Source organism: Leifsonia sp. NCR5, assembly GCF_002105485.1.
In the GTDB taxonomy this organism is placed as follows: domain Bacteria; phylum Actinomycetota; class Actinomycetes; order Actinomycetales; family Microbacteriaceae; genus Leifsonia.
Genome location: NZ_NCSR01000006.1, coordinates 33,969 through 48,350 on the forward strand (window position 1 = coordinate 33,969; position 14,382 = coordinate 48,350).

Here is a 14,382-nt window from a genome sequence, read left to right on the forward strand (position 1 = left end):
CGCTACTTCTCCTTCTCCCACGGCCAGCGCGGGCGACCGCGCTGCTGGAAGCGGCCGACGAGGACGAGCTGGTACAGGAGCGTGACGACGAACCCGGCGATGCCGACCGTGATCGCGTAGATGCTGCCCAGCTGCCCGACGGCGAACAGGACGTACGCGAACGGCTGCGACGGGTCGCCCGCCGCCCCGGCGACCCCTCCGGCGACGATGAACACGAAGTAGCAGGCGAACCCGACGGCCAGCGCGACGCCCGGCGAGATGCGCTGCTTCTCCGCCGGGACGCGGGTGCCGATCACCAGGAGGAACACGAAGAGCATCAGCGTCGCGCATCCGGTCATGATCGGTCCGACGAGCGGGCCGATGTCCGGGTCGGCGATCACGTCCGTGTTCGTCGCCAGCGAGATCAGCCCGAAGGCGGCGACCACCAGCGCCAGGTAGAGGAACGTGGCGAAGGCCGACAGGACGGCTGCGTACGCACGATACTCACGCATGAGTGGAGTCACGCATCACTGGAGTCACGCAGGGCGGTGCGTGCCGGTCAGTACCCCTGCGGCGTGGCGTACGCGGCGACGGCCTGGTTCTGCGCGTCGGCGAGCTGCTGGTCGTATGCGGCCTGAGCTTCTGCGTTGCGGATCTTGAGCTTGCGGCCGCGCGCTGCGAGCCACGCACCCGTCCACATCGAGATCTCGCGCGCGATCACACCGGCGAGCACCGCGAACGGGGCGACCCAGAGACGCTGAACGACCACGACGGCCTCGTTGGCGGTGAGCGTCCAGACGTGGAGGTCGACCAGCGACGCCCCGACGTACGCGAAGTAGACGAACAGCGCCACGAACAGGCCACCGAGGATGTAGGCCCACCAGCGGGCGCGGTTGATGATCTGGATGAGGACGACCATGCCGACGAAGAACGCCACCACGGGCACCCACCCGGCGGACTGCGACAGGAAGAAGCGCGACAGCGACTCGGCGAACTGGTCGGTCGGGGTGAGGGCGTAGCCGACGAGCACGACGGCGATCACCCACAGCACCGCGAACACGACCGTGCCGACGAGCGCGATCAGGATGCCGAAGCCCCTGTTGCTCTTCTTCTTCGGCGGCTCCGGGCGCTGCACGTAGATCGGCGTGACCGGCTGCGCGTACCCGGGGGCCGGAGCTGCGCCGGGCTCGGGAGCCCAGGTGGCCTCTCCTGCCACGGGCTGGGCGGTCGGCTGCCCGGTGGTGGGCTGGGCGGCGGTGGCCGCCTCTGCCGCGACGATCACGGGCGTGGCCGACTGGGCGGGGGATGCGGTGTCCACCGTGGCCGTTCCGGCTGCGGCGGCCGCCGGCACGTCTCCGGTGTGCGAGCGGGCGACGGCGGCGGCGATGTCGTCATCGGTCGCGACGACGGGCTCCGGCTCCGTGACCTTGGCGGGAGTGCTGGGGGCCGGAGTCGCGGGGACCTCGGTGGCCGTGGCCTCCTGTGCGTCTGCGGCAGGCGCATCCGGTCGGTTGACGTGGCCGCGCGCAGACACCGGGCTCGACGGCGGGTCGACGACCTCAGGGTCGGTGTCGCGGGGCTCGGTCGCTGCGGGCTCGGCTGCTGCGGGCTCTGCCGCTGCAGTCTGGGCGGGGGCCGTCGCCGGCGCCGTTCCGGCCGTGGTCGGCGCATTCTCCCCCGCGGGCTCCGCGGCTGCGCCGTTGTTCCGCGCAGATTCCGGCGTCTCGCTCATGGTGCCACTCCTCGATCGGCCCGGTCGGGCATCCGTCAGTGCTGCCCACTGTAGCAACGGGGTGAAGGAAGTCCAGGGAGGGCTGGCGGTGAGCGGGCGGAGTGGTTATTTCTGCGCTGCGGCCGCCTTCGGGAGGGTGAGGACGTATGTGTAGCCGTTGATCTTGGCGTCGACGCCCGTGCCGCCGGATGCTGGACCGGAGGAGAAGCCGTCCACCAGGAACAGCCGCTGGCCGGTCTGAGCGGCGTGCAGAAACGCCACGACGTTGGTGTATCCGCCTGTCACGGTGAAGCTGACGGGCACCACCGTGAAGTTCTGGGCCGTGATGAGGGGACTGACGACGGGCGGCATCCCGGCGACGGGGACCGGCGCAGCCGTGGCCGTCGGAGCGGGGGTCGGCGTCGCCGACGGCGACGGGGTGGCCGTCGAGGCGGCGGACGAGCCGGTGGAGGCGACGGGGGCCGCCGGTGCTGCCGGGGCTGCGTACGGCTGCCCGTCCGCGATCGCCCAGCCCGAGATCACCACGCCGTTCGCCGCTGCGAAGCCATTGAGCTCGTCCATGAACGCCGCGTTGGCTGACTCGGTCGGCACGGAGGCGGCGAGTGATGCCAGCGTCTTCTTCAGCGCCGGGAGGTTCGCCGAGTCCTTCTTCAGCCGGTCGAGCACGGCGGTGTTCGCTGTGATGGTCTGGTCGACCTGCGCGGTCTGCGTGTCAGCGGCGGCGGCCTGGTCGAGCTGGGGCTGGATGCCGACCACCCAGCCGAGCGCCACGAGGGCGACCATCACGATGACGGAGCCGATCATCCAGAGTCTGGTCTTGTCCATGATCACTTGCCCTTCTGCTCGAAGCGCTTCGCGTAGCGCGTCTGGTCGACATGGAGGGTGATGGTGACCTTGTACTGACCGGTCGTCGTGTCGAGTGAACCGATGCTCGGCACCACGTCCGCGACGCCAGGGATCTTCTCCAGCTCGCGCACCCAGGCGGTGACGTCGGGGATGGTGGGACTGGAACTGACGGTGGTGACGGTCCCGATCCTGGCCAGCTGCAGCGGGTCGGGAGACTGCTGGTAGATCGCGAGCGGCGACGCGGAGTCCGCCGCGACCGTGTCGAGGGCGACCCCGGCCGGTTGCACGGCGCCCACCTGGTCGAGCAGCGCTTTCCAGTCGATCTCGGTGGACGCGCCCACCCGCTGCGCCGCCTGGGCGAGCGCGACCTCTTTCTGCACATCCCGGACGCCGGTGAACTTCTGCTGCTGGGTGAGCAGGTCGGCGGTGGCGAGCTGGGCTCCGAGGAACCTGGCCTGGGCCGCGACGTTGTAGACGAACGCCCCACCGATGGCGAGGACGACGGCAAGCAGCACGGCGAGGACTCCCCAGCCGAAACCGCGGCGGGTGCTCCTGTTCTTCCGTTCGGCCCTGACCTCCGGCGGCAGGAGGTCGACGCGCGGCTCGCTGCCGATGTCGATGCTCTCCGCGCGGCCGGCGGATTTCGGCGCGGACGCTCTGGTGGCCTTGAGTTCGGCCGGGGCTGTGGGCTTCTTGGGCGCTTTCGGCGCCCTGCGGCCCTTCGTCGCCGGAGCGACCGTCGGCAGCTGCTCCGTCTCCTGGGCGTCCGAGCGCCTCGTCGTGATACTCATGCTGCGCTCCCGAGTGCGAGGCCGAGCGCCACCGTGAGCGCCGACCGGTTCTGCCGAAGCGCATCCGCGTTGAGACTCCGCGAGAGGGCGACGGCGTGGAAAGGGTCGCCGACGGCGACGGGCAGCCTGGTCATCTCGCTCAGCGCGTCGGTGAGGCCGGGCAGCTGGGCTCCGCCTCCCGTCACGACGAGCCCGCTGACCGGGTTGTTCGGGCGGGTGTTCACGAAATAGCTGACCGTGTTCCGCAGGCTGGTGAGCAGCTCGCTGGTCACGCGGTAGATGATCTCGACCGCCTGCTGCTCCTCGATGGTGGTCACCTGCTTGGCCAGGCCGATCGTCGCCTTGATGCGCTCGGCCTCGCCGAGCTCGACGCCGAGCCCCTCCCTCAATGCCTGGGTCAGCTCCGCTCCCCCTGCCGGGATGATGCGCACGAACTGCGGCACGCCGTCGGTGACCACGACGACGCTCGTCGTGTTCGCGCCGATCTCGATCAGGGCGACGGTGCCGCCGATCCTGGCCCTGCTGATCAGGATGCGGCTGAGCGCGAACGGGATGAGGTCCACATCCACCGTGGTCAGCCCGGCGAGCTGCGTCGCCTTCACGTTGCCGAGCACCGCCTCCTTCACGGCGGCGACGAGCAGGCCGTTCACCACCGGGCCGTTGTCGCTCATGCCCTCGGAGACCGGGTAGAAGTCGAGCAGCGCCTCGGCGACCGGCACGGGCAGCATGTCCTGCACCTGGAACGGGAGGGCCTCCCTGATGCGGGTGCGCGACATCCGCGGCACGGTGAGGTCGCGGGCGAGCACCCGCTGGTTGCCCATCCCGAGCACCACGTCTTTGCTCTTGAAGCCGCCCTGCTGCCAGAGCCGCTTGAGGCTCGCGGCGACGGTGTTCGGCTCGAGCACCTCTCCGCGGCTGACGGCGCCCTCCGGCAACGGGACCTCGAAGTGGCGCAGCAGCGTCGGCCGCGCCTTGGCCGGGTCGGCGACCTCCACGGCGCGAACGGTCGAACTTCCGACGTCGATGCCGACGATGCTCGTAGCCATTCGATCTCCTTGAGCTCTTCTATGCGATTCCGAGAAGCGCCAGGTAGGCGCCCCACACTGCGTTGCCGGCGAGGACGCCGATCCAGGCCCCGCCGAGCATCCACGGCCCGAACGGGATGCCGGACCCGCGGCGCGCGCGGCGCGAGACCAGGAGCGCGGTGGCGAACAGGCCGCCGAGCAGGAAGGCGGCGAACGCGCCGACGACGAGAGCACCCCAGCCGAGGAAGCCGAGGAAGAGGCCGAGGACGCCCGCGAGCTTGACGTCGCCGAACCCCATCCCGCCGGGTGCGATCATCGCGAGGATGAGGTAGACGGCGAACAGTCCTGCGGCGCCGACGACCGCCCGCACCAGCACACCGGGCTCGCCGTTCAGCAGCGCGGCGGCACCGAGCAGCACGGCCCCCACCGCGTACGAGGGGAGCACGATCGCGTTCGGCAGGCGGTGCGCATCCAGGTCGATCAGCGCGAGGGCGATGCTGATGGCGGAGAGATAGAGGAACGCGACCACGACGAGCACGGCGGCGACCGTGGATGCGGTCCCCACCGGATGCACGGAGCCCGGCCCGGCCCAGAACCACCAGGCGACGAACGCGAACGCCAGCCCGGTCGCCGCCTCGACGAGCGGGTACCGTGCCGAGATCCCGCTGCGGCACGACCGGCACTTGCCGCCGAGGAACAGCCACGACAGCACCGGGATGTTGTCGTACGGCTTGATCTCGGTGCCGCAGCTTCCGCACGCACTCGGCGGCGACACGATCGACCTGCCCGCCGGCACGCGGTAGACGACCACGTTGAGGAAAGAGCCGATCAGCAGGCCGAACACGGCGACGAACCCGACGGCGGCGATGGCGACGGCGGCGGTCATGAGGTCGGGCCTCCGTTCGAGCGGTACGCGACGGCGACCTCGATCTCGGTGGTCACGTCGTAGGAGGTGGTGCGCGGGGTCGGGAACTTGGGCGGAGGGGAGTTGAGAAGCCTGGTGTCGTAGCTATAGCGCTTGAGGAAGCCACTCGACCCGCTGCCCTGGCCGACCGGGCCGCGGAACTCCTGGGCGATGGAACCGGTGACGCAGAGGTAGCCGTACGGGTCGCCGGAGTCGTAGTTCTGCACCTCGAAGCTGTGGTAGTTCGAGAGGATCGCCGCGTTGATCGTGCGGGCGCAGCTCGTGCTCGACGACGAGGCCTCCCAGGTGATCGGGGACGAGACGGCGTTGCAGCTGCCGCTCGTCCAGTTGCTCGGGCTGGTGCAGACGAGCGGGTTGTACACCCACACCGCCCCGGCGCCGACGAGCCCCAGGATGTCGTGGGCGGCATCCGAGTAGACGAGCTTGCCGGTGATCCAGGCGAAGTGGTCGGCGTTGATCGTGATGGCCGAGTGCATGGTGCCCTGGACGAACACGTCGCCCGCCGTGCAGGAGTATCCGGCGGCGGTGGCGACCACCTCGTACTTGAGCGGGTAGCCCAGCCCGTTGCCCGACGACGTCGTGTCTGCTCCGACGCACTTGAAGGTGTTCCCGTTCGGCGACTTGTTCGACGCCCACGAGTTCGGGTCGCTGGTCGCGGTGGGGATGCTCTGCACGTAGATCAGGTTGTTGTAGAGCTGAGACGTCGAATCGATCGTGATGTCCTGACCGTTCACCGTGTCCGACAGCGTGCCGGTGTTCGACGTCTTCGTCGGGTCCCCCGGCTTGCCGCAGAACGCCGGGTTCGCGGGAACGCCGGGACCGGTGGCCGGGTTGCCGACCACCTGCGTCTGCTTGGTCCACGGCGAGATGACGTTCATCTTCGCCACGCCTCCGACGAGCTTGAACGTGATCTTGGTCGGACCGGTGTACAGACAACCCGGCTTCGGGACCTTGCCCTGGATGTCGGTGCGCACCTGGTCGAGCTGCTGCTGCGGTGGCGGCATCGTGATCAGGGCGGCGTTGCCAGGCGCACCGGCGTTGAACACCGGGGTGGTGCTGCCGGACGGGCAGTTGTTCGAGCTGTAGAGCTTGCCGGACGAGTCCCTGTTCGGGTTCGCCGTGCTCACCCGCTGTTTGAACGTGCCACCGCAGATGTTGAGCGTGTCGTTGGAGTGGACGGCGCCGTCGAGGGTGTCACCGGTGATGAAGTTGATCAGGCATCCGGAGGTGCGTGCCGTCGTGGACTGCCAGGCGTACGCCTTGGTGCAGGACTTGGAGTTCAGCTGGGGGTCGAGGATCTCGTAGTCGGTGAAGTACACGTAGTTCGTGAAACCGGTCTGTTTGATGTTCGCCACCACGCTGCGGGCGACGGTGTCGACGAGACCGGTGGCGCGCACGTGCAGGACGCCGGTGCTCGCATACTTCGAGTTGTCCACCTCGTAGCGGAAGGCCGCGTTCGCCGGAAGGCCGTCGCTGAGCGGCACGGCGGCCCAGCGCGCGCCGGCAGCGACGTCGAAGGCGGGGTTGTTGTTCCCGGAGGGGAGCGCGACGGTCCCCGCCGAGCCATTGGCGATGGTGAACTTGGATGCGGGGTTGCCGTACTGCTGATAGCTCGGATCGTTGGTGAGCCGGCCCTGGTACTCGGCGATCCCGGCATACGCGGCCGACATCGCCGCATCCCAGTCCTTGTCGTGGTCTGCGCGCACGATGCCGGAGACGGAGAACGTCATCGTCAGCGTCACGAGCAGCAGCAGCACGGACCCGATGCCGATCACCATGGCGAGCGCCACCCCGCGATCGGAGGACGCGGCGCCGAGCCTGCTGCGGAGCAGAGCGCGCATCACGACCCCGATCCGATGTTCGACATCCCGACCGAGTTGGTGAGAGTCACCGCGCTGGCGGCCCCGGTCGGCTGGATCGTGATGCTGATCGTGATGGAGGCGATGGCGGACAGGGTCGTGATCGGCAGGGTCAGCGGGGCGCCCGATGCGTCGCGGTAGGTGAAGACCACGCTGCCGGCCGGGATGGAACCGCACAGGGTACGTTTCAGGTTCGGGGTCGGGCTGGTGTTGAAGTCCCAATGGCCGTTGACGCCGGGCGTGGTGGTCGTCGCGTTCCACTGGCTCTCCACCAGCAGGCCGTTGACCACCGCGAACTGCACCTTGACCGGGCTCTCCGCTCCCGTCAGGTTGACGTAGGCGTAGAACTGGATGGTCGTGGCGGTCGCCGTGATGATGGCCGGGTCGTTCTGCGCGCCGCCCGGCGTAGGGTTGGTCAGCGGATTCGGGGTGGCCGCGCGCACCATGCGGGCCATCTCGTTCATCCCGTTGGAGCCCTGACGGGTGCCGTTGTCGATCGACTGGGCGAGGCTGACGCTGTGGGTGCTCGCGACGAAGAGCGAGCCGGCCAGCGTGGCGATGAGCGCGGCGATGCCCATGGCGATGAGCAGCTCCACCAGCGTGAGGCCCTGGTCGCGGCGCACCCGGCGGATCATGGCAGCCTCGGGTCGAGGGTGAAGATGTTGGCGCTCGTCGCGGGCGGGCTGCCGACGGGGCGGGTGATCTTGGAGACGTCGACCAGCGCGGTGAGCGGGTCTCCCGAGTTGCTGAGCGCGTAAAGCACCCATGTTCCGTACGGCAGGGCGATGGTGGCCGAGTTACCGGACGACTTGGGGAAGTACAAGGTCATCCCGGTCGCGCATCCCGGGTCGCCGACCGTGGATGCGGCTACAGCACTCTGCGCAACCAGGAACTTGCCCGAGACGGCGACGGTGACGACCGGCATGGTGACGGTAGCGACGCTGGGGCCGGACGGCGTCGGGATCGCCTGTGCTCTGGCACCGACGTGACCGCTCGCGTTCATCTGCGTCCACTGCTGCGGGTCGACGGACAGGCACGTCGGCTTCGATCCGCCCGAGGACATGAACGCACCTGCGAAGACCGCGTAGCCGGACCCGAAAGGGAAGAGCGGCGTAGTGGCGGTGACACCAGTGACTGTGGGGACGGTGGTGTATGGGTCTGACTGGGGGACGTACGTCATCGGCAGGCTGATGGGGATGAGCGTCCCGGCAGTCGCGATCGTCAACGCGGGGGTCGCGGCCTTGTCGTACTGCATCTCCACCACGGCGGACTGCCCGGCCACGACCGAGACCTTGACGGTCGGCACCTGGACCTGAGAGTTGCTGATCGAGCCATCCCCCGCCTTGCCGACAGTGACGGTGTACGCGCCGGGCGTCACCTTCAGCGCGTAGCTGCAGCCGTCCGCGTCGGTGGACGGCGGCCCCGGTGTGATGGTGGCCGCGGTGTTCGGCGTGATCGTCGCGTCCGGCTTGGCGGTGATCGGGATGTTCGCGACGCCTGCTCCGCTGGCGTTGGTGACGTGCACGAGGATCGTGCCGGAGGCCGGATCATTGACCGGGCCGGCCGGGGCGAGCAGCGTGCTGGCCTGCACCGGCTTGGTGCCCGGGCGCATCCCGCCCCAGGAGACGGAGACGTTGAGGGTCTTGTTCTGCAGGATGCCCTGGCTGGTGCCGCAATCGGCGACGGTGCCGGTGCTGGTCACCCACCCGGCGATCTTGGTGATCGTATATTGCGTGCCGTCGATGGTCTGGGTGACGGTGCCGCTGACGACGGAGAAGACGTCCTTGGCGGAGCGGGCGATGTCGACCTGCTGCGCGGCCAGGTTGGCGGCGACCTCGTTGGCCCTGGACGACCGGGTGAGGGTCATCGACAGGGTGAGGGAGTATGCGACGAGGACGGAGATGATGCCGAAGACCATCATCGCGATCAGGACCTCGATGAGGGTGAAGCCCGACTCGCGGGTCTCGGTGGTGCGGAGCGGGTGGAGCACGGGGGTTCACCTCCCTGGGTCGGGTGTCTGGGAGAGGGGAGGCGGGGKGCCGCGTTAGGAAGCGCGGCACCCCGCCAGGGGAGTTAGCACTTGCCGGTGGCTGCACCATCGGTCTGGTTGATGTGGAACCACGCGGTGTCGGAACTCGTGCTCTTCGCCTGGATGCAGAACGCTGTCGCACTCGGCGTCGTACCGAAGGTGGGTGCGCCGTCGGTTTCGGGGCTCTTGGTGTACCCGTAGGTCTGCAGGCCAGTGTTGGCGGCATCGTCGAACGTCGGGGTGCCAGCCGTTGACCCCTTGTCGGTGTAGTACGCGACCACGGCGGTCTTGGCGTTCGCCAGGTCGGACTTGACGCCCGCGTCCTTGGCGTTGTTCTGGACCCCGATGTAGATCGGGATGGCGATGGCGGCCAGGATGCCGATGATGATGACCACCACGAGGAGCTCGATCAGGGTGAAGCCCTTCTCGTCCTCTTCGAGCAGGCCCTTGCGGCGAGCGTTCAGCTTGCCCATGAGTCGGAAGTACATTGCAGTTTCCAATCGGTCGGGTAGTGCGGGTCGGGGAGCGTTTGCGAGTGCCGCTCCGGTGATGACCATAATTCCCAGGAGATTTTGAGAAATATCCCACATTTGGGGGGTTTTCAGTCAGATTTCACCCCAGTGTAGGGGGATAGAACGCGTGGAAACCCCTGGTCGGGGGTCACTACTTGACGGCGGAGGCGATGCTGAAAATGGGCAGGTAGAGGGCCACGACCATGCCGCCGATGATCACGCCGAGGAAGGCGATCATGAGCGGTTCGATCATCGCGGTGAGCTGTTCCGTCGCCGCCTCGACCTCCTGCTCGTAGAAGTCGGCGATCTTGTCGAGCATGGATTCGAGCGAGCCGGCGTCCTCGCCGACCGCGATCATCTGCGTCACCATCGCGGGGAACACCGGCTGTTTCGCCAGTGGGGCCGCGATCGACTCGCCCTGCCGCACGGACTCGGCGACCTCCTCCAGGGCGTTCTGGATCACCCAGTTGCCAGAGGTCTCCCCCACGATCCTGAGGGCTTGCAGGATCGGCACACCCGCGCTGATCATGTTGGCGAAGTTGCGGCTGAAGCGCGCGATGGCGATCTTCTTCAGCAACGAGCCGAAGACGGGCAGCTTGAGCTTGACCGGATCGACCTTGCGCCGCACGGACTCGTCGTTCTTGTGCCTGCCCCACCAGACCGCGAAGACGATGCCGCCCACGACCAGCACCGGCGCTATCCAGACCATCGCGTGCGAGAGCTGCACCAGGATCTCCGTGGGCAGCGGGAGCTGGCTGCCCATGCTGGAGAACATCTTCTCGAAGATCGGGACGACGAACAGCAGCATCACCACGACGGAGACGACAGACATCAGCAGCACGATCACCGGGTAGGTCAGCGCCGACTTGATCGAGGACTTGAGCTTGACCTCCTTCTCGAAGTTCGACGCGACGGCTTCCAGCGCGTCGTCGAGGAAGCCGCCCGTCTCGCCGGCGCGCACCATGTTGATCATGAGCGGAGGGAACAGGTCCGCGTGCTTGCGCATGGCCTCGGAGGTCGAGACGCCGGACTCCACCTGATCCCGCACCTCGGAGAGCACGGCCTGCAGCTTCTTGTTCGGCGTCTGCTCGGCCAGGATGTTCAGTGTGCGCAGCAGGGACAGCCCCGAGGCGATCATGGTCGCCATCTGCCTGCTCATCACGGCGAGCTCTTTGAGCTTCACCCCCGAGCCGAAGCTGATGTTGATGTCGCGGTTGAGTCCCGTGCCTCCCGGGGACTCGGCGATCGAGACCGGCGAGAGGCCCATCGTCCTGAGCCGGGCCGCGACGGCAGCCTCGCTCGTCGCATCCACCCGGCCTTTGACGATCTTGCCGTCGGCGTCCCTGCCCTTGTACGCGTACGCGGTGCTTGCGGGCATGGCTCTACCTCACGGTTCCTGAGTATGTGTCGCCGAAGTCCGGCCCGCTGGATGCGATGGCCATCGCCGAGGAGTCTGTCGGAGACTCCGCGCGCTGGATGAGCCTGGTGATGCCTTCCACGTCGTGGGCCTTGTCCATGGCCGCCTTGCGGGTGATCTGGCCGGAGTTGACGAGGTCCGCGAGGTGCTGGTCCATCGTGCGCATCCCGGAGTCGCGGCCCGCCTGCATCATCGAGGCGATCTGGTAGGTCTTGCCCTCGCGGATGAGGTTGGCGACGGCGGGGGTCATCATCAGGATCTCGGTGGCCACCACGCGGCCGCGGCCGTTCGCCCGCTTCACCAGGGTCTGGCAGACCACGCCCTGCAGGGTGGCGGCGAGCTGGGCGCGCACCTGGTCCTGCTGGTGCGGAGGGAACACGTCGATGACGCGGTCGATGGTCTGCGGTGCATCCTGGGTGTGCAGGGTGGCGAAGACCAGGTGGCCGGTCTCGGCGGCGGTGAGTGCGACGGAGATGGTCTCCAGGTCGCGGAGCTCGCCGATCAGGATGACGTCGGGGTCCTGGCGCAGGACGTGCTTGAGGGCCGCACCGAAGCTGTGGGTGTCGTGCCCGACCTCGCGCTGGTTGACGATCGACTTCTTGTGGGTGTGCATGAACTCGATCGGGTCCTCGACCGTCACGATGTGGTCTGCGCGCGTGGTGTTGACCAGGTCGATGAGGGCGGCGAGGGTGGTCGACTTGCCGGAGCCCGTCGGGCCGGTGACCAGCACGAGACCGCGCGGCAGCTGCGAGAACGAGCCGACGGCATCCGGGACGCCGAGCTCGTGCAGCTGCTTGATCTCGGTCGGGATGAGTCGGAACGCGGCCCCGACGGAGCCGCGCTGCTGGTAGACGTTGACGCGGAAACGGGAGTTGGCGGAGATGGTGAACGCGAAGTCGAGTTCGAGCTCCCGGTCGAAGACCTCGCGCTGCCGGTCGGTGAGGAGACTGGTGAGCGCCGCCCTGGTGCGGTCGTGGTTCCATGGGGTCACGGAGCCCGCCGGCCGCAGGCTGCCGTCGACGCGCACCATCGGCGCCGTCCCGACGGTGACGTGCAGGTCGGACGCGCCCTGGTAGACCACCTCGTGCAGCGCCGCAACCAGCTCGGCGTCCGCGCGTTCGAGCGCTTCGCGCTCCACGGTGGTGAGCGTCTCGTCGATCGGCTCCGGCTCGTGCGGGTGCAGGGCGACGGGAAGCACGGGCTCGGGGAGCGGGTCGGCGGCGCGACGCCCGGACGGGACGAGCCGCTGCACCGGATACGCGTCGTCGACCACGGGGAACGGGACGGTGGGAAGCGGCACGGCGACCGGCGGGGCGACGACCGGCGCGGCGACGGGCGGCGCGACCGGCGGCGCCAATACGGGCGGCGGCAGCAGCGGCGTGCCATCCCCCGGCGCCCAGCCTCCGGCCGTCGAGCCCGGTGGGGTCACCGGGATCTCGTACACCGGCTTCTGCTCCGGCGGGGGAAAGCCGCCCCAACTCGTGTCGTTGCTCGCATCCGATGCCATGAGCCCTCCTAGGCCACCACTCGCAGGATCTCTTCCACCGAGGTCAGGCCGAGTCTGGCCTTCTCCCAGCCGTCTTCGCGCAGGGTGAGCATCCCCTGCTCCCGTGCCGCCCGGCCGATCTCGGCGCTGGATGCCCGGCCGACGGCGAGCCGCTCGATCTCCTCGCTCACCGCCATCACCTCGTGCACGGCGATGCGACCCCGGTAGCCCGTGTTCGAGCAGGTGGGGCAGCCGACGGGCACGAACACCTGCGGCGGCTGCTGGTCGGCGGACACCGGGAACCGGAGCCGCTGCAGGTCGTCGACCGAATAGACGGCCGGCTGCTTGCAGCGGTCGCAGAGCCTGCGCGCGAGACGCTGGGCGACCACGCAGTCCAGGGCGGAACCCACCAGGAACGGCTCGATGTCCATCTCGGTGAGGCGGGTGACGGCGCTCGGGGCGTCGTTGGTGTGCAGGGTCGACAGCACGAGGTGGCCGGTCAGCGACGCCTCGATCGCGATCTGCGCCGTCTCGTGGTCGCGGATCTCGCCGAGGAGGACCACATCCGGGTCGCTGCGCAGGATGCTGCGGAGCGCGCTGGCGAACGTGAGCCCCGCCTTCGGGTTCACCTGCACCTGGTTGATGCCCGCCATCCGGTACTCCACCGGGTCCTCGACTGTGATGACGTTGATCTCCGGCCGTGCGACGGCGTTGAGCGTCGTGTACAGCGTCGTCGACTTGCCGGAGCCGGTCGGGCCGGTGACCAGGATCATCCCGTAGGGCTTCGAATAGGAGGCTCGGTACGTCTCGAAGTTGCGCTCCAGCAGATTGAGGTCGCGCAGGGTCATCCCGGTGTTGGTGTTGTCCAGGATGCGCATGACGACCTTCTCGCCCCACACCGTCGGCAGCGTCGCGACGCGCAAGTCGATCTGGCGACCGCCGTGCACGACCGACATGCGGCCGTCCTGCGGTTTGCGCCGCTCGGCGATGTCGATGTCGCTCATGATCTTGAGGCGCGAGATGACACCGTTCTGGATGCTCTTGGGCGCGCTCTGCATGGCGTGCAGCACCCCGTCGATCCTGTACCGCACGCGCACGTCGTGCTCCGCCGGCTCGATGTGGATGTCGGAGGCATGATCCTGGATGGCCTGGCTCACCAGCAGGTTCACGAACCGGACGATGGGGGCGTCGTCGTCGCTCGACTCCGCGATGGTGAGGCTCGAATCGTCCGGTGTCGCCGACTCCTCCTCGAGCGTGGTGGTGAGGTCGCTCAGTTCGTCGTCCGCGCGGATGTACCTGTCGATCGCGGTGAGCAGGTCGCCGAGCTCCGCGACGGCGGGGGCGACATTCATCCGGGCGGCGGCGCGCACGTCGTCGATGGCGAACACGTTGCCCGGATCGGCCATCGCGAGGATCACCGTGCCGTCGGCGGTGCCGATCGGCAGGACGGAGTGGCGGCGGCAGATCGCGCCGGTCACCAGCGAGACCGCGGTGCGGTCCACCGGGTAGTCGCCGAGCTCCACGAACGGGAGGCCGGACTGGGCTGCGCGGGCGCGGGCCAGCTGCATCGCGCTGATGGCGCCGCGAGCGAGCAGGTCGCGCACAGCGGCCTCATCGGCTGTCGGCTCGCTCGTCACCGTGTCGAGATACTCGATCGGCAGATGGCCGTGCAGGATCAGGATTTCCGTCATCGACGCCACGGGAGCCTCCTCGCAAGGACGATGCCGGGGCGGGTCGGGTGTCTCGGCAGATGCGGCGGTACTGCAATATCACTTCTTCGG

General features: G+C 68.6%; 13 protein-coding genes. All 13 read right to left on the bottom strand.

Annotated features, from left to right (window positions below; translation table 11 throughout):
* Positions 1 to 2: 2 nt before the first annotated feature.
* Positions 3 to 491 (bottom strand): DUF6121 family protein, encoded by a 489-nt coding sequence (locus tag B7438_RS06995; protein ID WP_085368829.1) that lies wholly within the window; start codon positions 489 to 491, stop codon positions 3 to 5.
* 47 nt (positions 492 to 538) lie between these two features.
* Complete coding sequence (locus B7438_RS07000; RefSeq protein WP_085368830.1) at positions 539 to 1,711, bottom strand: hypothetical protein; 1,173 nt, start codon at positions 1,709 to 1,711, stop codon at positions 539 to 541.
* Positions 1,712 to 1,816: 105 nt separating this feature from the next.
* Positions 1,817 to 2,536 carry a hypothetical protein gene (locus B7438_RS07005; protein WP_143465684.1) on the bottom strand — a complete coding sequence of 240 codons (720 nt, stop codon included), beginning with the start codon at positions 2,534 to 2,536 and terminating at the stop codon, positions 1,817 to 1,819.
* A 2-nt stretch (positions 2,537 to 2,538) separates the two neighbouring features.
* Entirely contained in the window at positions 2,539 to 3,348 is an 810-nt protein-coding gene (locus B7438_RS07010) for a hypothetical protein (RefSeq protein ID WP_085368832.1), read from the bottom strand.
* Complete coding sequence (pilM, locus tag B7438_RS07015) at positions 3,345 to 4,394, bottom strand: type IV pilus assembly protein PilM (protein ID WP_085368833.1); 1,050 nt, start codon at positions 4,392 to 4,394, stop codon at positions 3,345 to 3,347. Before pilM ends, B7438_RS07010 begins: the two co-directional genes overlap by 4 nt.
* Positions 4,395 to 4,413: 19 nt before the next feature.
* Entirely contained in the window at positions 4,414 to 5,259 is an 846-nt protein-coding gene (locus B7438_RS07020) for an A24 family peptidase (RefSeq protein WP_085368834.1), read from the bottom strand.
* Positions 5,256 to 7,142 carry a hypothetical protein gene (locus tag B7438_RS07025; protein WP_143465686.1) on the bottom strand — a complete coding sequence of 629 codons (1,887 nt, stop codon included), beginning with the start codon at positions 7,140 to 7,142 and terminating at the stop codon, positions 5,256 to 5,258. The genes B7438_RS07020 and B7438_RS07025 overlap by 4 nt, the downstream gene beginning before the upstream one ends.
* Positions 7,139 to 7,780 (bottom strand): type II secretion system protein, encoded by a 642-nt coding sequence (locus B7438_RS07030; RefSeq protein WP_168690057.1) that lies wholly within the window; start codon positions 7,778 to 7,780, stop codon positions 7,139 to 7,141. Before B7438_RS07030 ends, B7438_RS07025 begins: the two co-directional genes overlap by 4 nt.
* Before the next feature lie 8 nt (positions 7,781 to 7,788).
* Positions 7,789 to 9,147 (bottom strand): prepilin-type N-terminal cleavage/methylation domain-containing protein, encoded by a 1,359-nt coding sequence (locus B7438_RS07035; RefSeq protein WP_085368837.1) that lies wholly within the window; start codon positions 9,145 to 9,147, stop codon positions 7,789 to 7,791.
* 83 nt (positions 9,148 to 9,230) lie between these two features.
* Complete coding sequence (locus tag B7438_RS20965; RefSeq protein ID WP_085368838.1) at positions 9,231 to 9,674, bottom strand: type II secretion system protein; 444 nt, start codon at positions 9,672 to 9,674, stop codon at positions 9,231 to 9,233.
* Positions 9,675 to 9,849: 175 nt separating this feature from the next.
* A complete protein-coding gene (locus B7438_RS07045; protein WP_179150748.1) occupies positions 9,850 to 11,076 on the bottom strand; it encodes a type II secretion system F family protein in 1,227 nt (408 codons plus the stop codon).
* Positions 11,077 to 11,080: 4 nt separating this feature from the next.
* Entirely contained in the window at positions 11,081 to 12,622 is a 1,542-nt protein-coding gene (locus tag B7438_RS07050; RefSeq protein WP_306293887.1) for a type IV pilus twitching motility protein PilT, read from the bottom strand.
* An 8-nt stretch (positions 12,623 to 12,630) separates the two neighbouring features.
* The gene (locus tag B7438_RS07055; protein WP_085368839.1) at positions 12,631 to 14,301 is read right to left on the bottom strand and encodes a GspE/PulE family protein; all 1,671 of its coding nucleotides are present in this window, start codon (positions 14,299 to 14,301) and stop codon (positions 12,631 to 12,633) included.
* Positions 14,302 to 14,382: the final 81 nt, after the last annotated feature.